We start from the raw sequence: 22633 nt of genomic DNA, 5'->3' as shown, positions 1-22633 counted from the left end.
TTCAGCGGCCCTCGCTGTCGCGCACGGCGGCGATGGCTTCGATCTCGATCATCGCGGCCGGGTCGTACAGGGCTTTGATCTCAGCGATGGTGTCGGCCGGGTAGGGGGCCGTGAAGTACTTGCGACGCAGCGCCACCACGTCGTCGAAGTGGCCCATGTCGGTGACGAAGATGGTGACCTTCACGACGTCTTCCAGGCGCGAGCCGCCCGCCTCCAGGGCGCGGCGCAGGTTGGCGAAGGCTTGCTCGCCCTGAGCCCGGAAGCCGCCGTCGACGATCTTGCCGTCATCGGCGGCGCCGGCCTGGCCCGAAATGAACAGCAGGTTGCCGAACTTGATGCCCTGCGATAACAGGAAGGGCTCGTAGTTGTCGGGCTGGGTGACGATGCGTTCGAACATGGTGGTTTCCTTTCTCATGAAGAGTCGTTTGAGGCTGCTGCGAAAGGCAGCGGCACCTGCACAAGATAGAGAGCCGGGCCTGCGTTGACAAACTCGAAATCGTCAGGCATAAGATGAATTCATTTCATCCGTACGCCATGCGCCGCCTTCCACCGTTATCGTCCTTGCGCGCCTTCGAGGCTGCGGCCCGCCATGGCAGTTTCAAGCTGGCCGCCGGCGAGCTGGCCGTCACGCCGACGGCGATCAGTCACCAGATCCGCTTTCTCGAGGAGTACACCGGCTTGACGTTGTTCGAGCGTCAGGTACGCAAGGTGGTGTTGACCGAGGCCGGCAAGCAGCTGTATCCGGTCTTGCGCGACGGCTTCAACGCGTTCGAGCACACGCTGTCGCAGTTGACGGCCGCCGGCGCGCGGCGCGAAGTCACGATTTCGGCCACCAGCGCCTTTACCGCGAAATGGCTGGCGCCGCGCGTAGCGCGTTTCAACGAACGTCATCCCGGCATCGACCTTCAGTTGCACGCATCCGACGTCCCCGCCGACGTGGCCGGCGCCGCGGTCGATATCGCGATCCGGTATGGCCGAGGCCCCTATGCCGGCGTGACAGCCGAGCCGATGTTCTCGGACAGTTTCGCACCGGTGGCGAGTGCGCAATTGGATCCGCTAGCCATCGCCGACCTGGCCCGCGTGCCGCTGATCGGATTTCGCTGGCTGCACCCGGACCCGCTGAACCCGACCTGGGAACGCTGGTATGCCGCTGCCGGCCTGCCATGGGAGCGCCCGGCCGGCCAACTGCGCTTCTCGGATGAAGGGCATGCGATCCAGGCGACGTTGGCAGGCCAGGGCATTGCGCTGCTCAGTCTGGCGCTGGTGGCGGACGACCTGGCGGCCGGACGCCTGGTGCGGCCGTTCGGGCCGGAGATTCCAGGGCATACCTACCACCTCGTGACCGGCGACGGCCGTGCGCCCGACGCAGCGGTGCTGGCGGCGGTGGACTGGCTGCGCGCGGAGGTGCGCGCCTTCCTGGGCTGAAGCCGCGGTGCGCCACCCGGCCGTGAGGGAAGGTAGACTGGTGCAAATTTTGCAAACTTTCGTCGATAAGGAAAACGCATGCGCCTGCTCATCGCCCTCGTCCTCCCCTGGCTGACCTTCTTCACCATCGGCCGCCCGATCGCCGGCATCATCTGCCTGATCCTGCAAATCACGCTGATCGGCTGGCTGCCGGCAGCGATCTGGGCCGTCTACGCACTGAGCCAGTACAAGACCGACCAGAAGATCGAGCGCGCACGCCAGCAGCGCGAGTTCTGACCGGGGCGGGCCGTTGCCTGAATAGTACGTTCGTGCATTTTCTACGGTATAGTGGACGGCTCAGCCAGCACCACCTACAAGGAGAACCAGAGACATGAGCGCCGACTACCAGGTCCACGGCAGCGTTGCCGTCATCACCCTGAACAACCCGCCGGTCAACGGACTGGGGCTCGCGACCCGCAGCGCCGTCGTGCAGGGCGTGCAGGCGGCCGAAAGCGATCCGGCGGTGAAGGCGATCGTGCTCACCGGCGCCGGCAAGGCCTTCTCGGGCGGCGCCGACATCCGCGAATTCAATTCGCCGAAGGCGCTCACCGAGCCGACGCTGCATTCGCTGATCCGGGTGGTAGAGGGTTCCTCCAAGCCGGTCGTGGCGGCGATCCACAGCGTGGCCATGGGCGGCGGCCTGGAGCTGGCGCTGGGTTGCCACTACCGTGTGGCGCTGCCCGGCGCGCAGATCGCACTGCCTGAAGTGAAGCTGGGCCTGATCCCGGGCGCCGGCGGCACCCAGCGCCTGCCGCGACTGCTCGGCCTGGAAAAGGCCTTGGGCATGATTCTCGGCGGGATTCCGGTGCTGTCCGAAAAGCTGGCCGGCACGCCGCTGTTCGACGAGGTGTTCCAGGCGGGTACCGAGCTGCTGCCGGCCGCCATCGCCTACGCCGAGCGCATCGCCGACTTGCGTCCGCTGCCGAAGGTGCGCGACCGGGCAGTCGAGCATCCCGACGCCGCCGGCTTCCTGGCCTCCGCACGCGCCCAGGTCGACGCCGCCGCCGGCCCGTTCCCGGCCCCGCGCGCCTGTGTGGAAGCGGTGGCCGCTTCGGTGACGGCCGACTCGTTCGAGGACGGCCTGCGCTTCGAGCGCGAGCGCTTCATTCAGCTCACCACGACGAGCGAATCGAAGGCGCTGCGCCATGCCTTCTTCGCCGAGCGCTCGGCCGGCAAGGTGCCGGACGTGCCGGCCGACACGCTGCTCCGCCGCATCGCGACGGCGGCGGTCGTCGGCGCCGGCACCATGGGGCGCGGGATCGCCATGAACTTCGCCAACGCCGGCATTCCGGTGACCCTCCTCGAGACGAAGCAGGATGCCCTGGACGGGGGGCTGGCCGCGATACGCAAGATGTACGAAAGCAGCGTCAGCAAGGGCAAGCTGAAGGCCGAACAGCTCGAACAGCGTATGGCGCTGGTCAGCGGCACGCTGTCCTATCACGCCATCGGCCAGGCCGACATCGTGGTCGAGGCGGTGTTCGAGGACATCGGCGTCAAGGAGCTCGTGTTCCGTGAGCTGGACAAGGTGATGAAGCCGGGCGCGATCCTGGCCACCAATACCTCGACGCTCGACGTGAACCGGATCGCCGCATTCACGCGGCGCCCGCAGGATGTGATCGGCCTGCATTTCTTTAGCCCCGCCCACGTGATGAAGCTGCTCGAGATCGTGCGCGGCGCCCAGACCGGCAAGGACGTGCTGGCCACCGCGCTGGCGCTGTCGAAAAAGCTGAAAAAGACCGGCGTGGTGTCGGGTGTGTGCGACGGCTTCATCGGCAACCGCATGCTGGAGCAGTATCTGCGCCAGGCGTATTTCCTGCTGGAGGAAGGTGCGCTGCCGGAGCAGGTCGACCGTGCGATCGAGGCCTTCGGCTTCGCCATGGGGCCGTTCCGCATGAGTGACCTGGCCGGCAACGACATCGGCTGGCATATCCGCAAGCGCCGCGCCATCGAGTCGCCGGGCTTCACCTATTCGAAACTGCCTGACCAGCTGTGCGAACAGGGGCGTTTCGGCCAGAAGACGGGAGCCGGCTGGTACGACTACCGCGCGGGCGAACGCAAGGCAGTGCCGTCGGATGCAGTGAACGACATGGTCGTGCGTTATTCGGCCGACATCGGCGTGACGCGGCGCGCGGTTTCCGACGAGGAGATCGTCGAGCGCCTGGTGTATGCGCTGGTGAACGAAGGCGCCAAGATCGTGGAAGAGGGCATTGCGCTGCGCGCCTCCGACGTCGACATGGTGTATCTGAGCGGGTATGGCTTCCCGTTGCATCGGGGTGGGCCGATGCTTTATGCGGATAGCGTCGGCTTGCCGAAGGTGCTGGCGGCGGTCGAAGGGTTCGCCCTCGGGCGCCAGGGCGATGCGTGGCAGCCGGCGCCATTGCTGGCGCGCCTAGTATCACTAGAGCTAAATTTCAACGATTAGCTAATTAAATATTTCCACGGTCAAGCCTGCTACATGCACTATCTTGGGAGTAGGTTCAGTTTGCGTCGGTCTAGCTAAATTTGTTAACGCCTCCCGCCATGCGTGGTCCAGGCGCGCTGTGCGGTCAGACGCGCACAGCATGAGCCAGCATAAGCGAGACCACGAGATCCAAGCAGCCCGTGGGTCAAAAGCCTCCTTGCCACTGAACCGAGTCCAGCCACGGTTGAGCAAAAGATAGCGTACCTTCAGAGTAGGTATATCGATAGATATATTGTCGATTCCGACATGCTGGAGGATTTCTGCCGTCGCTTTTCTATTTACCCAGCTCTCTACTTTATCAAGCCAACTTGTTCCCTTCTCCACTAATTCGTTATGTTGTTTCTCACGTAGTTCGAAGTTTGCACTGTGGACAGCCAGCCATTTCAGTTGTATTAAATACAAACAGTTGGTTGCTTTCTCGTATATTACCGAATCGATATCTGTCAGCGGTCGATTTCTAGCCCCGTAAATCTTCACCCCCGGTTCACCGAATATATAGTTGTCATCGGAAAGACGTCTCTGCAGATCTTTCTGAAACGGTTCCTCCCGTTCTTTAGTAAGGCGACGCATCTGAAAGGCATAGACCTTTGCCAAACGCATGACTAGAAACATATACGGATTGCCGAGTCGACCATAGCGCGTGATGTAGACGTCTTCGCCAAGGCGCACCAGGCAAGGCAGAGCTCCATCTGGCCCATATTCTGCTGTAGCGTTATCGCTGCTAAGAATTATACATTCCGCAAGCTCCTGAAAATCTGGCAGATTCTCGGTTGCCCCGGTAACATCGAAACACTTGCGTAACTCTTCATGCGTAATTAGTGACGGTCTCATCATCAAAAAACCTTCCGGATAATACAGATTTTCAAGCTGGAGTCCGGCGTCTTCCAATTCGCTTTTGGCAAAGCCTAATGCGCATATGTTAATCATAATTTCTTTCCACTGCTTAAATTTGAGTGGGCCAACAAATGATTCATCTGCAAATGCCTCGGCCTCAGGATACTCGTTTAGGTAGAATTCGAGGTAACGACGGCCAAGCTTGGCGAATGCGTCAAGGTCAGTCTGGGAGCACGGAAAGCCGCGAGCGACGTGTGCTTGGTGCTCACTTCTGACCATTGCAGCGATTTTTTTCCTTATTTCATCTCGCTGATCATGCTCAGCATCTAACAGCGCATTACGGTCGGCGTGTTCCAACGATTCCTGATCTTGCACGAGGTGATGAATTTGAATGTGGTCAGACGCAATTGTTCGGCACCGAGTCAGTCCATATCGCTCAATGTCTACATATCTTTGTGCTTGGATTAAATCGCCCATTACCCCTAAATACGAGCGCACGAGCAAATGGTCAACTAACACGCATTTCTCAGTTGTGGGGCTGCAGTTCGCGGCATGTTGCACCAGCCTTGGTAGTAGCACTGCAATTCCTTTTGATATTGCGCGATACGCACTGCCGGATTTTTTCTCAATTCCGACATAATCGCCTCGAGCTATCATGATCTCGAGATCAGCCACCTTAATCATTGCCAGTGCTGTTGGTATTTCGAGGCCATCAAATTCTTGATCAAACTCAGCCATGAATTTTGTGAGCTGGCGCTCAATGAGTGTCGTCGCGGATTCTACATCGATCATATTTTGCTCACTAAATTCTTAACTAAAGAATCGCTATTCGAATTGACGCCGAATAGCTCCTGATGGGAGGAGGTGTGTCGCGCTGTTTAGTGCTAGACGTACGGGTATGCGTGCGAGACTGAGTAACTGGTCGTGTTGCGAATTTTGCTCGTGAGTGAGCCCGTTAGGGGGGCAAGCCTCGGAATTCGCTGTAAGTTATTGAGGGCGAATTTCGCCTTTTTGTGTTCGTGGTCATAAAGAAGCACGTAATCATCAAGATATCGATTTCGCGTAATTATTTTTCAGTAGAGGGTTTAACTTAAGTAACATAGTTGGAAGTTGGAGCCTGTTCGTAAAAAAGAACAATGCCGCTGATTTTTCAGCGGCATTGTCTGATGAGAGCGTCAACTGTTAATCATTGGCGTAGATATTATTGTCCTTGGTCTCCCGCACGAACAGGGCGCCGATCACGAAGGTGATGAGCGCAATGATGATCGGATACCACAGGCCGTAATAGATGTCGCCCTTGAACGCCACCAGCGCGAAGGCCGTCGTCGGCAGCAGCCCGCCGAACCAGCCGTTACCGATGTGATACGGCAGCGACATCGAGGTATAACGGATCCGGGTCGGGAACATCTCGACCAGCATCGCCGCGATCGGGCCGTACACCATGGTCACGTATAGCACCAGGATGAACAGCAGCAGCACCAGCATCGGCTTGTTGATCTGCGTCGGGTCGGCCTTGTCCGGATAGCCGGCGGCCTTCAGCGCGCCGTTGACCTCCGACTTGAGCGCAGCTTCGCTGGCCAGCGAGGCCTTGTCGAAGTTGAGGTTATCCGGCGTCATGACGGCGTTGAACGAGCGGTACTCGGTCTCGCCGATCTTGATCGTGGCGACCGTGCCGGCCGGCGCATCGATGCGGTTGTAGCTCACCGAGGCGGCAGTCAGCATGCGCGTGGCGATGTCGCACGAGGACGGGAATTTCTTGGTGCCTGTCGCGTCGATCTGGAAGCTGCAGGTGTTCGGGTCGGCGACGACGACAACCGGTGAGGTCTGGATCGCGGTTTCGAGCGCCGGGTTGCCATAGTGGGTGATGGCCTTGAAGATGGGGAAGTAGGTGGCCGCGGCGATCACGCAGCCGCCCAGGATGATCCACTTGCGGCCGATCTTGTCCGACAGCGCGCCGAAGATGATGAAGAACGGGGTCGCCAGCAGCAGGGCGATGGCGATCAGGATGTTCGCGGTCGGGTCGTCGATCTTGAGCGTCTTGGTCAGGAAGAACAGGGCGTAGAACTGGCCGGTGTACCACACTACGGCCTGGCCCATCGTCAGGCCGATCAGCGCCAGCAGGGCGATCTTGGCGTTCTTGGGCTTGAGGAAGGCTTCGGACAGGGGCGCTTTCGAGGTCTTGCCCTCGGCCTTCATCTTGGCGAAGGCGGGCGATTCGTTCATCGACAGGCGGATCCAGACCGAAATGCCGAGCAGGATCACCGAGATCAGGAAGGGAATGCGCCAGCCCCAGGCCTGGAATTCCTCCTCGCCGGTCAGGGTGCGGGTGCCCAGGATGACCAGCAGCGACAGGAACAGGCCGATCGTGGCCGTGGTCTGGATGAAGGCCGTGAACAGGCCGCGCTTGCCGTGCGGCGCGTGCTCGGCCACGTAGGTTGCGGCGCCGCCGTATTCTCCGCCCAGCGCCAGGCCTTGCAGGATGCGCAGCGTGACGAGGATGATCGGCGCTGCAATGCCGATCTGGGCGTAGCTCGGCAGGATGCCGACCAGGAAGGTCGAGGCGCCCATCAGCAGGATGGTCACCAGGAAGGTGTACTTACGGCCGATCATGTCGCCCAGGCGCCCGAACACCAGCGCGCCGAACGGACGCACGATGAAGCCGGCGGCGAAGGCGAGCAGGGCGAAGATGAAGGTGGTGCTGGGGTCGCCGATGAAGAACTGCTTGGCGATGATGGAAGCGAGCGAACCGTAGAGATAGAAGTCGTACCATTCAAAAACGGTGCCGAGGGAAGAGGCGGCAATGACCTTGCGTTCTTCCTTGGTGAGTCCGGCGGAGGTGGGTGCAGCTTGTCCTCCGACAGTATTGCCGGGTGTGATAGCCATGGTGTCTCCGTAATTAATTTTGTGTAACCGGAAATGCTGATTGTTGGTCAGCTAACTTCACTGTGCGCCCGAAACCTTACGCGAATCTTGCATCATTCTTACACGCAGCTTACATGGCGCCTCAAGTGCCCCGTTTCTCCGTGTCGGAATACTCCCCGTTCATAGGAGAGAATCATCCTAGTTAGTCCGCGATATGAATTCGACATTTCATCGCGAACGGTCGTGCTGTCGCTATGCTATGCTCGATCGGCTTCCCTCCCCCGCAACGGCAGGCAAGGCAATCACCCACCATGAATAGAACAGGAAACAGAATGATCAAGCACATCGTGATGTGGAAACTGAAGGAACAGGCCGAAGGCGCGGATCGCGCCGCCAATGCGCGCGAGATGAAGCGCCGGCTGGACGAGTGCGCGACCATCGTGCCGGGCATCCTGACTTTTGAAGTGACCCTGGCCCAGCCCGACCTCGAGGCGACCTATGACGTGGTGCTGTATTCCGAATTCGCCGACCGCGCCGCGCTCGAGGCTTACATCAAGCACCCGACCCACCAGGCCGTCGTCCCCTTCATCGGCGCGATCCGCGAAGGACGCCAGTGCATGGACTACGAGGTCTGAGTTTTCACCACAAGAACCAGGAGAGCGCATGCGCACCACGCAGGAGCTGTTTTCACTGAAGGGCAAAACCGCCGTCGTGACCGGGGGCTCACGCGGCCTCGGCCTGCAGATGGCGCAGGCGCTCGGCGAGCAGGGCGCGCGCCTGGTGATCTCGTCGCGCAAGCAGGATGAACTCGACGCCACCGTCGCCCAGCTGCACGCGCTCGGCATCGAGGCGAGCTGCTTCGCGAGCGACCTGTCCGATCCCGCGCAGGCGCAGGCGCTGGTAGAGCAGGCGATCGCGCGCCTCGGGCACGTCGACATCTTGATCAACAATGCGGGCGCCACCTGGGGCGCGCCGGCCGAGGACTATCCGCTCGAGGCCTGGGACAAGGTGATGAACCTGAACGTGCGCTCGATCTTTCTGGTGTCGCAGGCGGTCGGCAAGCTGTCGATGATTCCGCGCCGCTACGGCCGCGTCATCAATATCTCGTCGATCGCCGGCCTGGCGGGCAACCCGCCCGATGCGATGCAGACGCTGGCGTACAACACGTCCAAGGGCGCAGTGGTAAATTTCACCCGTACGCTTGCCGGCGAATGGGGACGCTACGGCATCACGGTCAACTCGATCGCACCGGGCTTCTTCCCGTCGAAGATGACGAAGGGCGTGCTCGCCACCTATGGCGTCGATGGGCTGGCGGCCGCGGCGCCATTGAAGCGCTTGGGCGACGACGAAGACCTGAAAGGCGCCGTGGTGCTGTTCGCTTCGGATGCGGGCAAGCACATCACCGGACAGGTGCTGGCGGTGGATGGCGGGGTGACGGCGGTCTAGCTTAGGGAGGGGCAGGGATGGACGAGTTTCACGGAAAGGTTGCGGTCATCACGGGCGCCGCCAGCGGCATGGGGCGAGAATTCGCCAACCTGGCCGCCAGCCTGGGCATGAAGCTGGTGCTGGCCGACGTCCAGCCCAAGGCCCTCGAGAAGGCGGCCGATGAACTGGCGAAGCAGACCGAGGTGCTGGCCATGGTGTGCGACGTGCGCAAGGGCGAGCATGTGCAGGAACTGGCCGATTCGGCGATGGCGCGTTTCGGCGCGGTGCACCTGGTGTTCAACAATGCCGGCGTGGGCGCCGGGGGCCTGGTGTGGGAGAACTCCGAGGAAGACTGGGAGTGGGTGCTGGGCGTGAACCTGTGGGGCGTGATCCACGGCGTGCGCGTGTTCACGCGCACGATGCTCGAATGCGCGGCGCAGGACCCGGGCTATCGCGGATGGATCGTCAATACCGCCTCGATGGCGGGGCTGCTCAATTCGCCGGCGCTGGGCGTCTACAATGTGTCCAAGCATGCGGTGGTGTCGCTGACCGAGACCCTGTACCACGACCTCAAGCTGGTCGACGCGCCGATCGGCGCCTCGGTGCTGTGCCCGTATTTCATCCCGACCGCGATCGCGCAATCGCACCGCCACCGGCCGGACGAATTGCGCACCGACGAAATCATGACCGCGAGCCAGATGGCGGCGCAGGCGCTGACCGAAAAGGCGGTCGGTTCAGGCAAGGTGTCGGCGGCGGACGTGGCGCGGCTTACTTTTGACGCGATCCGTGAGGAGCGCTTCTATGTGTTCTCGCATCCGCAGGCGCTGGGCGCGGTGGCCGAACGCATGGATGCGCTGGTGCATGCAAGGCAGCCGGCGGATCCGTATGCGGCGACGCCGCATTTGAAGGAAATTTTGAAGGCGGGGATGAAAGGGCGACGATAGGTCGCGCTTTCAGGGCGACGATAGGTCGCGCTTTCAGGGCGACGATAGGTCGCGCTTTCAGGGCGACGATAGGTCGTGCTTTCAGGACGGCGGTAAATACTTGGGTTCCAGCGGAGGCGGGAACCCAAGCTCGCTCGCGTCTTCGCGACGTCGAATCACGCCGCGGCGACGACGCTCGGCTGCACCACCCGTTCATGCAACTCCGGCGCCGCATCCCGATACAGCTTGACCACGGTCGAGGTGCGTGTACCATACTCGGGCGACTCGATGCACACCGGCGACAGCATGCGCTCCATCTCAATCGGCACGCCGGTCTCCGGCAAGCGCACGTCCGGCGCGCGAGTGGTATCGGCCAGCATCTCGAAGTAGGCATCCTCGGGCGCACCCTGGCACAACAGGCTCGCGAACTGCGCCTTGGTGCGCAGCACCTTGGGCCAGGGCGTGTCGAGCAGGCCGTTGGAGATGCCGTAGATGCGGCCGCGTTCCAGCGGCTGGCCGTTGCGCGGATCTTCCTTGCCGCGGTTAGAGTACCAGTACAGGGAATCGCGGTCGCCCAGTACCAGGTTGTAGCCGTTGTACAGGTCGGGACGCGCCGCCAGTTCGGCCACATAGGCCGCCGCATCGAGCTCGCCGCGCAGGTAGTCGGCCACCAGCGCGCCGCGCGACGGCGCGTCCGTCCGGCGTTCCTGCGGGCCGCGGATATTCGTCAGCGCCGCGAAGCGCGGCCCGGTGGGGCCGGTGACCGAGACGCCCATCCAGCTGCCGCCGCCTTGCAGGTCGCGGCCCGCGATCACGTGCGGCGCATTGGGCCAGGGGCCGGCAGGCAGGGCGGGGCGGTCATAGAATTCGTCGCGGTTGGCGGCCGCGATGACGGGCACGCCGGGGACGACGTGCCAGGCGAAGACGATCAGGCACATGGCGGCAAATCCGTGAAAATTTCAAGGCGGCGCGGCCCGGCGAGCAGGCCGTCGATGCCGGCGTCACGCACCGCCTGCGCCAACACGGCATCGAAGGCATCCGTCACGCCCGGATAGACTTCCATCCAGGTCTGCAGGCCGTCCTTGTCTTCGGGACGGCGCTTGAGCGCTACCTGCACGCCCGCGTCCTGCGCCAAGCGGCGACCCATGGCGTGCACCAGTGGCGCCAGCTTGCCGGCGTCTTCGCTGCGCACCTTGTAGTAGACGTAGAGGTCGACCATCGCTAGTCGTCGATCGCGTCGAGGCTGTAGGGCATGGGCAGGAAGCGCAGCGGCGCGCCGGCGGCCGAGCCCAGGTGGACGTCTTCACCGAGCGCGGCCAGCTTGATCTCGACCAGCGCATCGGCGCCGCCGCGGCCGTTCGGCGCGGCGTTGACCACCATGCCGCAGGGTTGATCGGGGTCCGCCGCCGAGAAGACCTCGTCGCCGGCGCGCGCGGCGGCATTCTCGATGCCGGCCAGCGCGGTGCGGCGCTTGATCTTGCCCAGGTATTTGGTGCGCGCGACGATTTCCTGGCCCGGATAGCAGCCCTTCTTGAAATTGACGCCGCCCAGCAGCTCGAGGTTGACCATCTGCGGCACGAACTGCTCCTGCGTGGCCGCGTCCACCTGCGGCTCGCCGGCGTGGATCGCGGCCAGGCGCCAGGCCTGGTTGCCGCCCAGGGCCAGTTCTTCCTTCAACACCGGCAGGGCGGCGCTGGCCGTTTCGCTTGATGCGATCCACAGGTAGCGTGGCGCGCCGAAGGCGTCGTGCAGGCGCAGCGCGGTGCCGAATTCACCGCTGGTTTTACCCATCGGTGCAGTCGGGAGCGTATTGACGAAGCGACCCAGCGCCGCCTCCGCCTTGGCGCCGCCAAGGCCGAGCACGGCCGCGAACGGCGCTTCGTCGGTGGCGTCGCGCAGCTTGGCTTTGCTGCGCAGCACAAACATCGACAGGCGTTTTTGCAGCGGCGCCTGGATCGCGCGCGGCAGCTGCAAGTACACCGCGTCAGCATCGCGCCACATCAGGAAACTCGCCTGCAGGCGGCCTTTCGGCGTGCAGAATCCGGCGAAGCGGGCCTCGGTTTGCTGCAGGTGCTCGACGTCGTTGGTGAGCTGGGCATGCAGGAATTTCGCGGCTTCTTCGCCGGCGACGGCGATCAAGCCCTGGTCGGTCACGGTGGCGACGAAACCGGTCGCGAGCGCGTCGATATCCAGGGGCTGGCCGAAGTCCTCGACCTGGGTGGCTTCGTCGAGATGGAAGCGGGCGCCGTGCGTGGCGAGGTGATCAGTCCAGTTACTCATGAAATTCCGAAATATTTTGGCAATTAGGCTTTATCATTACGGCCTCATTATAGAGTTGTCGGGGAAATCGCGCCGGGAGCGCCGCAATCCGCATTTGCATCCGTGTTTGAACCCGCACACACCACATGGCAATCATAAAAAAATTACTCGTTACCGGCGTCGTGGTCACGCTGGCAGCCGCAGGCGGATTCTCCTGGTGGACCAAGCACTCGCTCACGACGAGCGGTGAGCCGATCGAATTCACGATCAATCCCGGCAGCGGTGTCGCCTCGAGCGCGCAGCAGATGGTGGCGGCCGGCGTGCCGATCAACCCGACCATGTTCGCGCTGCTGGCGCGCCTGACGGGCGACGCCGCCCGCATCAAGGCCGGCAGCTATGAACTCAAACCCAATACCAGTCCGCGCCGCCTGCTGACCCAGCTCGTACGCGGCGAGTTTGCGCAAGAAGCGATCGTCATCATCGAAGGCTGGACCTTCCGCCAGATGCGCCAGGCGATCGGTTCGCACAACCGTCTCAAGCACGATACCGTCAAGCTGTCCGACCAGGAATTGATGGGCAAGATCTCGACTGAATTCAAGGACCCGGAAGGGCTGTTCTTCCCGGATACCTATCTGTTCGCCAAGGGCTCGTCGGAAATCGAGATCTACCGGCGTGCGCACCAGGCCATGCTGGACCACCTGAATGCGGCGTGGGAAAAGCGCAATAAGGAGCTGCCGTACAAGACGCCGTACGAAGCGTTGATCATGGCCTCGATCGTCGAGAAGGAAACGGGCCAGAAGAGCGAGCGCAGTATGATCGCCGGCGTGTTCGTCAATCGCCTGCGCACCGGCATGCTGCTGCAGACCGATCCGACCGTGATCTACGGCATGGGTGAAGCCTATGCGGGCCAGATCCGCAAGAAGGACCTGCTGACCGATACCCCTTACAATACCTATACGCGCAGCGGACTGCCGCCGACGCCGATCGCGCTGCCCGGCTTGCAGTCGCTGAACGCGGCGCTTGCGCCAGCCGAGACTCCTGCGCTGTATTTCGTGGCGCGCGGCGATGGCACCAGCCACTTCTCGGACAACCTGCTGGACCATAACCGGGCAGTCAACCGGTTCCAGCGTGGCATCACCAACGGCCCACTTACCGAATCCCACTAACAAGAAGCAAGGCAGCACATGCAGGGCAAGTTCATTACATTCGAAGGCATCGACGGGGCCGGGAAATCGACCCACATCGGCTTCGTCACCGATTACCTGGCGTCGCGCGGCAAGCAGATCGTCTCGTCGCGCGAACCGGGCGGCACGCCGCTGGGCGAAAAGCTGCGCGACTTGCTGTTGCACGAAAAGATGCACCTGGAAACCGAGGCGCTGCTGATGTTCGCCAGCCGGCGCGAACACATCGCGCAAGTCATCGCGCCCAATCTGGCCGCAGGCAAATGGGTGCTGTCGGACCGTTTTACCGACGCCAGCTTCGCCTACCAGAGCGGCGGCCGCGGCCTGCCGCGCGCCAAGATGGAAGCGCTGGAAGCCTGGGTGCATCCAGAGCTGCAACCCGATCTGACCTTGCTGTTCGACGTGCCGCTCGAGGTAGCGCGCCAGCGCCTGGACGCGACGCGCACGCTCGATAAGTTCGAGCGCGAGCAGGCCGACTTCTTCGCGAAATGCCGCGCCGAATACCTGCGCCGCGCGGAGCAATTTCCCGAGCGTTTCGTCGTGGTCGACTCGACCAGGAGCATTGCCGATATCCAGGCCAGCCTGGCCCAAGTTCTGGAGAAATTGTTGTGACGATGTACCCGTGGCAAGGGGCCGCCTGGTCCCAGCTGCAGCAGATGCGCGAGCGCATGCCGCACGCGATCCTGTTCCATGGTCCGGCCGGCACCGGCAAGGCCGACTTTATCGAGACCTTTGCCCAGGCCCTGCTGTGCGAGAGCCCGCAGCCTGACGGCCATGCTTGCGGCGCCTGCGCGTCCTGCGGCTGGTTCGTGCAGCACAATCACCCGGATTACCGCCGCGTGCGGCCCGAGGCACTCGAAGACGACTTGCCGGCCGAGGGCGAGGACGGCGAGGCGGGCACCAAGTCGAAATCGACCAAGGCGCCGTCGAAAGAGATCAAGATCGAGCAGATCCGCAACTTGTCGGATTTCATGAACATCTCGACCCACCGCCAGGGTTTACGGGTAGTGGTGCTGTATCCGGCCGAGGCGTTGAACATGCCGGCCTCGAATGCGCTGCTCAAGACCCTGGAGGAACCGCCGCCGGGAACCGTGTTCCTGCTGTCGTCCAACAGCCTCGACCGTCTGTTGCCGACGATCTTGTCGCGCTGCCGCAAGTTCGCGCTGCCGACGCCGTCGCATGACGAGGCCCTGGCCTGGCTCAAGGAGCAGGGCGTGCCGGACGCGGACAGTTGGTTGCGCGAGCAGGGCGGCGCGCCGCTGACGGCGCTGGCCGAGTCGACCAACGGCAGCCGCGACGACATGGAGGCGCTGCTGCAATTCCTGGCGCGGCCCGCGCCGGATTCTGCGCTGCGCGCCGCCGAGAAGCTGGCCAAGGCCGAGCTGCCGGCCCTGGTGTCCTGGACCCAGCGCTGGCTGTACGATGTATTTTCGTACAAGTTGTCGGGCAAACTCCGCTACTACCCGCGCTACCAGAAGGAGCTGGCGGCGCTGGCCGGTCGCGTCCAGACGCCGGGCCTTCTACGGGTCATCAAGGCCGTGAACGAGCGGCGGGCTGTGGCGGATCATCCTTTGTCGGCAAAATTGTTTGTCGAAGATATGCTGCTTGAGTACACTGCGTGCTGCACATGAAAGGACCACGATGAGCGTCACCCAGCCAGAGACAAACGCAGCCCAGGCCCCGCGGCCTTCGGTGCTGTCGCTGGCGATCAAGGAAAAGGCGGCGCTGTACGCGGCCTACATGCCGTTTCTGAAGAATGGCGGCATGTTCGTGCCCACCAACAAGCCTTACAAGATCGGCGACGAGATCTACCTGATCCTGGCGCTGATGGACGACCCGAACAAGTATCCGATCGCCGGCACCGTGGCCTGGATCACCCCGAGCGGCGCCAATAACAACAAGGCGCAAGGCATCGGCGTGCATTTCCCGGCCGACGAGGCCGGGCAGCGCGCCAAGGCCCGGATCGAAGAGATCCTCGGCGCGGCGCTGCGATCGTCGCGCGCAACCCATACCCTGTAACCACCACCTTTCGTTTCATGCCATCCTACGTCCATCGCCTGGCTCGACGCGATGACCTGCCGGTCATCGTCGATATCTACAATTCCACCATCGCTTCGCGCGAGGTCACCGCCGACACCGCACCTATTACCGTCGAATCGCGCGAGGGCTGGTTCAACGATCACACGCCGGAACGTCGTCCGCTGTGGGTGATCCATGCCGCCGACGACAAGAGCGAGCATCCTGAAGTGCTGGGCTGGCTGTCGTATTCGAACTTCTATGGACGTCCGGCTTATTCGGGCACGGCCGAGGTGTCGATCTATATCGCCGAAAGCGCGCGCGGCAAAGGATTGGGGCGCTATTGCCTGGAGTTGGCGATGGCGTTTGCGCCCGAGGTCAAGGTGCATACCTTGCTGGGTTTCATTTTCGGCCACAACCAGCCAAGCTTGGCGCTGTTCCGCAAATACGGCTTCGAAACCTGGGCCAACTTCCCGCGGGTGGCCAATCTCGACGGGATCGAGCGCGACCTGATAATCCTCGGCAAGCGCGTCGCGGACTGATGTAAAAGAGCGGGATACATACCGCTCTTTTTTCTTGGGCACGACGCTGAGTCAGCGCAGCCTGGCGCTGTTTCAGCAATCACTTCGGCTTGTAGGAAACGCGTCCCGATAACGCAATCGTACCGGCGCCGGTGGACAGGTCTTCGGTGCCGCTCAAATAGCCGCCGCCGGTTGCGCGAGAATAGGTGCCGGAGCCGCCGGTGATGGTGAAGGTGCCGCCGTTCATGACGTAGGCAGTGCCTGCGCCGGTGGGAAGGAACTGGCCACCGTAGTTGGCGAAGATCTGGTCGCCGTTCGGAAACAGCAGGATGAACTTGCCGTTGCTGAAGGTGAATGTCGTGCCAGATTGGGCGAAGCAATCTCCGCCGACGAACGCGACTGGCGTTCCTTCGGCCGTCTCACCGTGGCCGGCAAGCTTGCCGCCGAGGGTGGACGCACATTGCGGCGCCGGACCGACTTTTTCATTGAATACGCCTTTGACTTCAAGCGCCGTGACCACGGTCGGGCCGGCCAAGGCCGGGAACGAAGCTGCCATCAGGACCAGGCTGGACAGGAGGCGGGTTGAAACACAAGTCATTGCAAGTTCCTTGGTTGTTAAAAAAATGATATTGCACATACTAAGATAAGCGACTAATTTTGTTGCGCGCACGATTCAATCTTTTTACTTTGTTGTAAGTTATTCACGCATAGACAACCGCGGTCCAGCATCTGCCAACGAATTCCAGCGCACACGCGCCGCCGATTTGCCGCATTGCGAACGCTACCCCGAAGGAGGATTGACGCTTCTGTCCGGTAAGTGGCCCGCATGGCACTCCCCGCCGCCTGCCTTTACAATGGCGGGATGTATATCGATTCCCATTGCCACATCAATTTCCCGGAACTGGCAGCCCGCATGCCCGAAGTCCTGGCCAAGATGGCCGAGAACAAGGTGACGCACGCACTGTGCGTGTCGGTCGACCTGCCGGACTTCCCGCAAGTGCTCGCCCTGGCCGAGCAGCATCCCCACATCTTCGCCTCGGTCGGCGTCCACCCCGACTATGAAGACACGCCGGAGCCGACCGTGCAGCAATTGGTCGAGCTGGCCAACCACCCGAAGATCGTCGCCATCGGCGAAACCGGCCTGGACTATTACCGTCTCGAAGGCGACCTGGAATGGCAGCGCGAGCGCTTCCGCGTCCACATCCGCGCCTCGCGCGAAACCCGCAAGCCCCTGATCATCCACACCCGCGCCGCCAGCGACGACACGATCCGCCTGATGAAGGAAGAGGGCGCCGGCACGGACGCCGGTGGCGTGGCCGGCGTCATGCACTGCTTCACCGAATCGCTGGCCGTGGCCGAAGCCGCCATGGCCCAGGGTTTCTATATTTCGTTCTCGGGCATCGTCACGTTCAAGAGCGCCAAGGAATTGCAGGCGGTGGCGCAAGCCGTGCCGCTCGAGCGCATGCTGATCGAGACCGATTCGCCGTATCTGGCGCCGGTGCCTTTCCGCGGCAGGATGAACGAGCCGGGCTATGTGGCCCACGTGGCCGAATACATCGCCACGCTCAAGGGCGTCTCGCTGCGCGAGGTGGCCGACCGCACCAGCGAGAATTTCTTCAACTTGTTCCAGACCGCCAGGAGCTGACACGTGCCGATCCGCCGCTTGCTTGCCACCAGTTTGCTGTTTGCCGCAATCGCCGGCGCCCACGCCGTCGAGCCGCCAACACCCCAGCAGGTGAGTTCCTTCTTCCGGGCCGTGCAGATGGATGACGCCAGTACGGTGCGCAAGATGGTCGGCGCGGTCGTCAATGCCAACGAGCTCAATCCCCTGGGGGGCGAGCCGGCCCTGGTGCTGGCGATCCGCGAAGGCTCGCGCGAGGTGATCCTTGAACTGCTGCGCCATCCGGGCACCGACCTCGAGCGCAAGGCGGTCAATGGCAATACGGCGCTGATGATGGCCGCCTTCAAGCGCGACGGAGAAGTCGTCCGTGCCTTGCTTAAAAAAGGCGCCAAGGTCAACCAGCCAGGCTGGACCGCGCTCCACTACGCCGCCGCCAGCGGCGACGACAAGATTGCGCAATTGCTGATCGAGCACGGCGCCAAGCTCGATGCCGTGTCGCCGCGCCCCAGCGGCGCCTTCACGCCGCTGATGATGGCGGCGCGCGAAGGGAAGGACACGACGGCGAAGCTGCTGGTCGCCCGTGGCGCCAACACCGCGCTGAAGAATACGGAAGGGCATACCGCGGCCCAGATCGCGAAGCAGGCGGGGCGCGACGAACTGGCCAAGGAATTGACACCTGCGCCGCGCTGATCCTGCCCGCGTGACAATTCGCTCGTGAATTAGACGGTAAAACGCACTTAGCTCGACCAATTGCGTGAGGGCAATGGTATCCATAATGTGTCTACGGTTTAACGACCACCGACCAACAAGGATACCCATGCTCAACGAACGCGAAATCGAAAGCTGCTACCTGGGGCAGTTCATTCCAGTCCACTACCATCACAATATGCTGATGGACCAGAACCGGATGCACAGCTTCAAGAATGCCATCCACTATTCCGTGTTCCCCGGCGCGAAAGTGCTGGAGCTGGGCGGCGGCACCGGTGTCCTTTCGTTCTTTGCGGCCCAGAGCGCCTCGAAAGTGTATTGCGTCGAGTTCAACCCGGACATGGTGCAAGAGGCGCGCCGCTTCCTGGCGATGAACCCCAACGGCGATAAAGTCGAGGTGATCCACGCCGACGCTTTCGACTACCTGCCGCCGGAGCCGGTCGACGTCGTGATCTGCGAGATGATCCACGTCGGCATGCTGCGCGAAAAACAGGTCGAGGTGATCGAATCGTTCAAGCGCCGCTACCTGGCCAAGTTCGGCGGCCCGCTGCCGCTGTTCATCCCGGAAGCGGTGATCATGGCGGCCCAGCCGATCCAGCAGGCGTATGATTTCGACGGCTTCTACGCCCCGATCGTTCAGTTCCAGGAAACCGGCGTGGTCCAGCCAGGCACGGTCGAACTGGCCCAGCCCGCCGTGTACAGCATCCTCGATTTCAGCCAGCCGGTCGACAGCCTGATCGCCTGGGAGGGCTCGATGGTGGTGGAGCAGGGCGGCACCCTGAACGCGATGCGATTCGTGACCAAGAACGTGCTGGCCATCGTGCAGGAGCAGGCGACCACGATCGATTGGCTCAACCACTACATGACCCTGCCGCTGTACCGTCCGGTCGAGGTCAAGGCCGGCGACCTGCTGCGCATCTCCTTCGCCTATCGCGCCGGCGGCTCGATCCCGTCGCTGCAGGCGTCGATCAAGGTCGAGGTCGTGACCGAGCAGGCGGCCACCGAAGAGCACGCGCCGGCGGTCGAAGAAGCAGCCAGCTTCGCCTGATGCAGGTCTTACGGGCGGACCGGGTGGTCCGCTCATCCTTTCCGGCGACCGTTCGGCCCGCCGTTTTCCCCGTTTATCGCACCCCGCTGGCCCCAGCACCGCTTTCGGCATACATTGACCATGATGCTTCTTCATGGAGAAAGACAATGCTGAGTTTCCTGGTATGGTTGGTGCTGCTGTTCCTTTGCTGGCCAATCGCGCTGCTCGCCCTGGTGCTGTATCCTGTGGTGTGGCTGCTGTTGCTGCCGTTCCGCCTGCTTGGCATCGGCGTCGATGCCGTATTCAGCCTGCTGCGCGCAATCGTCATGCTGCCCGCGCGCGTGCTCGGCTACAATCCGGCGCGCTGACGAGCTTGCTTAAGCCTTCGGCAGAATGTTCGGCAGATAACAGACTATGGCCACTTGATCTTCTACTGTGGAGCTGCGCGCTTTCATCCGGAAAGCGCGCATTGAATAGAGGAAAATGACTATGCGCCTGGATATTTACCGCAGAGCCGAACACGACGGCAAGTTCTCGTACCTGGCCGTGCCCGAAGCCAAGAACATCCCCGAAGAAGCTACCAATACCGACTGGGAGATCGAAGCCCGTGCCTTCGAGGTCGACGACAACGCCGACCAGATCGAGGATTTCGACATCGATAACCTCAACGGCCAGATCGCCGAAAAAGGGTATGCGATGACGTCGGTGCTGCACTGACATTTTCCCGGCGGTGTTGCCACCGCCAGCGCCGGCAGGCGGGCCATCCGGCCCGTACGCCGGCGCCATCCTCCCTCTCCACGAAGTCGGCGGGGCTCCACGGCCCAGTAGCCGATGTGGTATCCTGCGTCCTTGATCAAGAAGGTCAGCCACTCTCATGGCTGCGATGGAGGATGTGATGAAGTGGGTCGTGGTGGGTTTCTATATTCTGTCTATCCTGCACATCCATTTCCGCGGGCGCGTGCGTCTGCCATTCCGTCGCCAGATCTTCGACCATTCGTCGTTCATGGCGCCGATCAATATTTTCATGCACAAGTTCTCGAAGGTGCCGAACACGCCCTTCATCCCGGTGAGCGAGTTCCCCGAACTGGCGCGCCTGCAAGAGAACTGGCCGATCATCCGCGCCGAAGCCGAGAATCTGCTCGCGCTCAAGAAGATCAAGGCCGCCGAGCAGAACGACGATGCCGGCTTCAATTCCTTCTTCAAGAACGGCTGGAAGCGCTTCTACCTCAAGTGGTATGACGCCAGCCACCCGTCGGCTGAGCGCCTGTGCCCGCAAACCTATGCGCTGCTGCAATCGATCCCCTCGGTCAAGGCGGCGATGTTCGCCGAGCTGCCGCCGGGCGGCAAGCTCAATCCCCACCGCGACCCGTTCGCCGGCTCGATGCGCTACCACCTGGGCCTGGCCACGCCGAACGACGACCGCTGCTTCATCGACGTCGACGGCGAGCGCCACAGCTGGCGCGACGGCCAGGGCGTCGTGTTCGACGAAACCTTTATTCATTGGGCGATCAACGGCAGCGAGAGCGATCGCGTGATCCTGTTCTGCGACGTCGAGCGCCCAATGCGCTACCGCTGGATGCAGGCCTTCAACCGCTGGTTCGGCCGCACCGTCATGACCGCCGCCGCCTCGCCGAATGAAACCGGCGACCAGGTCGGCCTGGTGAGCAAGCTGTTCCGCATTTCCTTCTACGCCGGCCAGTACCGCCGCCGCTTCAAGGCCTGGAACAAGACCGCCTACAACATCACCCGCGTGCTGCTGGTGATCGCGCTGGCCGCCTTCATCTACTGGATCTGATCCCACTTAAGCCCTAGTGCGCGCAGGCGGCGGCGCCTGCACAATCCCTGTGTTCCCGAAAACGGACATTCGGCCATTGTCGCTACAATGGCCGTCCTGAATCCCACACATGGAGGAAGTCGATGGCAAAAGTACTGGTTCTGTATTACTCGTCGTATGGCCACATCGAGACGATGGCGAACGCCGTCGCCGAAGGCGCGCGCAGCACGGGCGCGACGGTCGACGTCAAGCGGGTTCCCGAAACCGTCCCCGAAGACGTCGCCAAGGGAGCCCACTTCAAGCTCGAGCAGGCCGCGCCAGTCGCCACCGTCGCCGAGCTGGAGCACTACGACGCCATCATCGTCGGCGCGCCGACCCGCTATGGCCGCATGCCGGGCCAGATGGCGGCCTTCCTCGACCAGACCGGCAGCCTGTGGGCGCGCGGCGCCCTGAACGGCAAGGTGGGCGGCGCCTTCACCTCGACCGCCACCCAACACGGCGGCCAGGAAGCGACGCTGTTCTCGATCATCACCAACCTGCTGCACTTCGGCATGACCATCGTCGGCCTGCCGTACAGCTACCAGGAACAGATGACGCTGGACGAGATCGTCGGCGGCAGTCCCTATGGCGCCACCACCATTGCCGGCGGCCAGGGCCAGCGCCAGCCGAGCGAGAAAGACCTGGGCGGCGCCCGCCACCAGGGTGAACTCATCGCCAAGACTGCCAACAAGCTGTTTGGCTGATCCGCGCGTTCTTGCCCGCCGTGCCGCTGGTGCGCGGCGGGCGTATTGAATATTTGGTATCGTGGCACTCTGCCGCCGCGGCGGTTCCAGAAGAGGCGCCAACGACATGACCACGCTTTCCGACTTTCCCATCACCCAGAAATGGCCGGCCGCCCATCCCGAGCGGTTGCAGCTGTACTCGATGCCCACTCCGAACGGCGTCAAGATCCCGATCATGCTGGAAGAGATCGGCCTGCCGTATGAGGTGCACAAGGTCGACTTCGCGAAAGACGAGCAGAACTCCCCGGCCTTCCTGTCGCTGAACCCGAATAACAAGATTCCCGCCATCATCGATCCGGACGGCCCGGACGGGCAGCCGCTGGCCTTGTTCGAATCGGGTGCGATCCTGCTCTACCTTGCCGAGAAGAGTGGCAAGCTGATCCCGGCCGATGCAGCGGGGCGCTATCGTGTCATCCAGTGGGTGATGTTCCAGATCGGCGGGGTGGGGCCGATGTTCGGCCAGCTCGGTTTCTTCGTCAAGTTCGCCGGCAAGGACTACGAGGACAAGCGCCCGCGCGATCGCTACGTGGCCGAATCGCGCAGGCTGCTCGGCGTGATCGACGCGCAGCTGGCGCAGCATACCTGGATCGCGGGCAACGAGTTCACGATTGCCGACATTGCGGTATTCCCCTGGATTAACGGCCTGCTGAACTTCTATGAGGCGGAGGACCTGATCGGCGCCGAGGATTTCGGCAATGTGAGGGACGCGCTGGAGCGCTTCCTGGCGCGCCCCTCGGTCAGGAAGGGACTCAAGATCCCCGCCTGACTCCGTTGC

Annotated in this window: 26 protein-coding genes; 19 read left to right on the top strand and 7 right to left on the bottom strand. The window is 62.5% G+C overall.

Features of this window, described 5'->3' with window-relative positions; all coding sequences use genetic code 11:
- Window position 1 precedes the first annotated feature (1 nt).
- On the bottom strand, window positions 2-397 hold the full coding sequence (locus J3U95_RS04640; RefSeq protein ID WP_208277483.1) for a RidA family protein: 396 nt from the start codon (window positions 395-397) through the stop codon (window positions 2-4).
- 113 nt (window positions 398-510) lie between these two features.
- Between J3U95_RS04640 and J3U95_RS04635 the strand changes: the two genes are divergently transcribed.
- The 3 genes from J3U95_RS04635 (at window position 511) to J3U95_RS04625 (ending at window position 3886) form a co-directional block, all read left to right on the top strand.
- Entirely contained in the window at window positions 511-1425 is a 915-nt protein-coding gene (locus J3U95_RS04635; protein ID WP_229519639.1) for a LysR substrate-binding domain-containing protein, read from the top strand.
- Between the two features lie 78 nt (window positions 1426-1503).
- Window positions 1504-1701 (top strand): YqaE/Pmp3 family membrane protein, encoded by a 198-nt coding sequence (locus J3U95_RS04630; RefSeq protein WP_208277482.1) that lies wholly within the window; start codon window positions 1504-1506, stop codon window positions 1699-1701.
- Window positions 1702-1795: 94 nt separating this feature from the next.
- A complete protein-coding gene (locus J3U95_RS04625; protein ID WP_208277481.1) occupies window positions 1796-3886 on the top strand; it encodes a 3-hydroxyacyl-CoA dehydrogenase NAD-binding domain-containing protein in 2091 nt (696 codons plus the stop codon).
- On the opposite strand, the gene J3U95_RS04620 is transcribed toward J3U95_RS04625, so the two are convergent.
- Both J3U95_RS04620 and J3U95_RS04615 read right to left on the bottom strand, forming a co-directional pair.
- On the bottom strand, window positions 3887-5551 hold the full coding sequence (locus J3U95_RS04620) for a hypothetical protein (protein WP_208277480.1): 1665 nt from the start codon (window positions 5549-5551) through the stop codon (window positions 3887-3889). It abuts the gene before it with no gap.
- Between the two features lie 390 nt (window positions 5552-5941).
- Window positions 5942-7642 (bottom strand): MFS transporter, encoded by a 1701-nt coding sequence (locus tag J3U95_RS04615; protein WP_208277479.1) that lies wholly within the window; start codon window positions 7640-7642, stop codon window positions 5942-5944.
- A gap of 311 nt (window positions 7643-7953) precedes the next feature.
- On the opposite strand from J3U95_RS04615, the gene J3U95_RS04610 reads away from it, so the two are divergent.
- Genes J3U95_RS04610 through J3U95_RS04600 form a run of 3 tightly spaced genes read left to right on the top strand, consistent with a single transcriptional unit; the run spans window position 7954 to window position 9990 of the window.
- Window positions 7954-8256: a Dabb family protein gene (locus J3U95_RS04610; protein WP_208277478.1), complete on the top strand. Its 303-nt coding sequence runs from the start codon at window positions 7954-7956 to the stop codon at window positions 8254-8256.
- 28 nt (window positions 8257-8284) lie between these two features.
- Window positions 8285-9067, top strand: a complete 783-nt coding sequence (locus tag J3U95_RS04605) for an SDR family oxidoreductase (protein WP_208277477.1) — start codon at window positions 8285-8287, stop codon at window positions 9065-9067.
- Between the two features lie 17 nt (window positions 9068-9084).
- On the top strand, window positions 9085-9990 hold the full coding sequence (locus J3U95_RS04600; protein WP_208277476.1) for an SDR family oxidoreductase: 906 nt from the start codon (window positions 9085-9087) through the stop codon (window positions 9988-9990).
- Window positions 9991-10145: 155 nt separating this feature from the next.
- Here the strand turns inward: J3U95_RS04600 and J3U95_RS04595 are convergent, their stop codons facing one another.
- From J3U95_RS04595 to ygfZ, 3 genes are read right to left on the bottom strand one after another with little or no spacing between them, the layout of a single operon-like run.
- Complete coding sequence (locus tag J3U95_RS04595) at window positions 10146-10907, bottom strand: NRDE family protein (protein ID WP_208277475.1); 762 nt, start codon at window positions 10905-10907, stop codon at window positions 10146-10148.
- Window positions 10898-11188 carry a DUF4936 family protein gene (locus J3U95_RS04590; RefSeq protein WP_208277474.1) on the bottom strand — a complete coding sequence of 97 codons (291 nt, stop codon included), beginning with the start codon at window positions 11186-11188 and terminating at the stop codon, window positions 10898-10900. The genes J3U95_RS04595 and J3U95_RS04590 overlap by 10 nt, the downstream gene beginning before the upstream one ends.
- 2 nt (window positions 11189-11190) lie before the next feature.
- A complete protein-coding gene (gene ygfZ / locus J3U95_RS04585; protein WP_208277473.1) occupies window positions 11191-12249 on the bottom strand; it encodes a CAF17-like 4Fe-4S cluster assembly/insertion protein YgfZ in 1059 nt (352 codons plus the stop codon).
- Between the two features lie 125 nt (window positions 12250-12374).
- On the opposite strand from ygfZ, the gene mltG reads away from it, so the two are divergent.
- Genes mltG through J3U95_RS04560 form a run of 5 tightly spaced genes read left to right on the top strand, consistent with a single transcriptional unit; the run spans window position 12375 to window position 15967 of the window.
- Window positions 12375-13394, top strand: coding sequence for an endolytic transglycosylase MltG (gene mltG / locus J3U95_RS04580; protein ID WP_208277472.1), 1020 nt, complete (start codon window positions 12375-12377; stop codon window positions 13392-13394).
- 18 nt (window positions 13395-13412) lie between these two features.
- Complete coding sequence (gene tmk / locus J3U95_RS04575; protein ID WP_208277471.1) at window positions 13413-14021, top strand: dTMP kinase; 609 nt, start codon at window positions 13413-13415, stop codon at window positions 14019-14021.
- 2 nt (window positions 14022-14023) lie between these two features.
- Entirely contained in the window at window positions 14024-15040 is a 1017-nt protein-coding gene (locus J3U95_RS04570) for a DNA polymerase III subunit delta' (RefSeq protein ID WP_229519656.1), read from the top strand.
- Between the two features lie 10 nt (window positions 15041-15050).
- A complete protein-coding gene (locus tag J3U95_RS04565; RefSeq protein ID WP_071362970.1) occupies window positions 15051-15428 on the top strand; it encodes a PilZ domain-containing protein in 378 nt (125 codons plus the stop codon).
- Between the two features lie 17 nt (window positions 15429-15445).
- Window positions 15446-15967, top strand: coding sequence for a GNAT family N-acetyltransferase (locus J3U95_RS04560; RefSeq protein ID WP_208277470.1), 522 nt, complete (start codon window positions 15446-15448; stop codon window positions 15965-15967).
- 79 nt (window positions 15968-16046) lie between these two features.
- On the opposite strand, the gene J3U95_RS04555 is transcribed toward J3U95_RS04560, so the two are convergent.
- Window positions 16047-16616, bottom strand: a complete 570-nt coding sequence (locus J3U95_RS04555; RefSeq protein ID WP_370662041.1) for a hypothetical protein — start codon at window positions 16614-16616, stop codon at window positions 16047-16049.
- Window positions 16617-16808: 192 nt separating this feature from the next.
- Here J3U95_RS04555 and J3U95_RS04550 point away from each other — a divergent pair, with 192 nt between their 5' ends.
- From J3U95_RS04550 to J3U95_RS04515, 8 genes are all read left to right on the top strand, one after another.
- Window positions 16809-17591, top strand: coding sequence for a TatD family hydrolase (locus J3U95_RS04550; protein WP_208277681.1), 783 nt, complete (start codon window positions 16809-16811; stop codon window positions 17589-17591).
- Between the two features lie 3 nt (window positions 17592-17594).
- Window positions 17595-18257, top strand: coding sequence for an ankyrin repeat domain-containing protein (locus J3U95_RS04545; RefSeq protein ID WP_208277469.1), 663 nt, complete (start codon window positions 17595-17597; stop codon window positions 18255-18257).
- Between the two features lie 127 nt (window positions 18258-18384).
- Window positions 18385-19323, top strand: coding sequence for a class I SAM-dependent methyltransferase (locus J3U95_RS04540; RefSeq protein ID WP_208277468.1), 939 nt, complete (start codon window positions 18385-18387; stop codon window positions 19321-19323).
- A gap of 146 nt (window positions 19324-19469) precedes the next feature.
- Entirely contained in the window at window positions 19470-19670 is a 201-nt protein-coding gene (locus J3U95_RS04535; protein ID WP_109343564.1) for a hypothetical protein, read from the top strand.
- A gap of 121 nt (window positions 19671-19791) precedes the next feature.
- On the top strand, window positions 19792-20019 hold the full coding sequence (locus J3U95_RS04530; protein ID WP_109343563.1) for a DUF6139 family protein: 228 nt from the start codon (window positions 19792-19794) through the stop codon (window positions 20017-20019).
- 178 nt (window positions 20020-20197) lie between these two features.
- The gene (gene lpxO, locus J3U95_RS04525) at window positions 20198-21097 is read left to right on the top strand and encodes a lipid A hydroxylase LpxO (protein ID WP_208277467.1); all 900 of its coding nucleotides are present in this window, start codon (window positions 20198-20200) and stop codon (window positions 21095-21097) included.
- Between the two features lie 122 nt (window positions 21098-21219).
- Window positions 21220-21819, top strand: a complete 600-nt coding sequence (gene wrbA / locus J3U95_RS04520; RefSeq protein ID WP_208277466.1) for an NAD(P)H:quinone oxidoreductase — start codon at window positions 21220-21222, stop codon at window positions 21817-21819.
- 106 nt (window positions 21820-21925) lie between these two features.
- Window positions 21926-22624: a glutathione S-transferase N-terminal domain-containing protein gene (locus J3U95_RS04515; RefSeq protein WP_208277465.1), complete on the top strand. Its 699-nt coding sequence runs from the start codon at window positions 21926-21928 to the stop codon at window positions 22622-22624.
- The last annotated feature ends 9 nt before the right edge of the window (window positions 22625-22633 follow it).

Origin of the sequence: Massilia oculi (assembly GCF_017582745.1) — a bacterium.
In the GTDB taxonomy this organism is placed as follows: Bacteria; Pseudomonadota; Gammaproteobacteria; order Burkholderiales; family Burkholderiaceae_D; genus Telluria; species Telluria oculi_A.
This window is presented reverse-complemented; position numbering and strand designations above follow the sequence as displayed.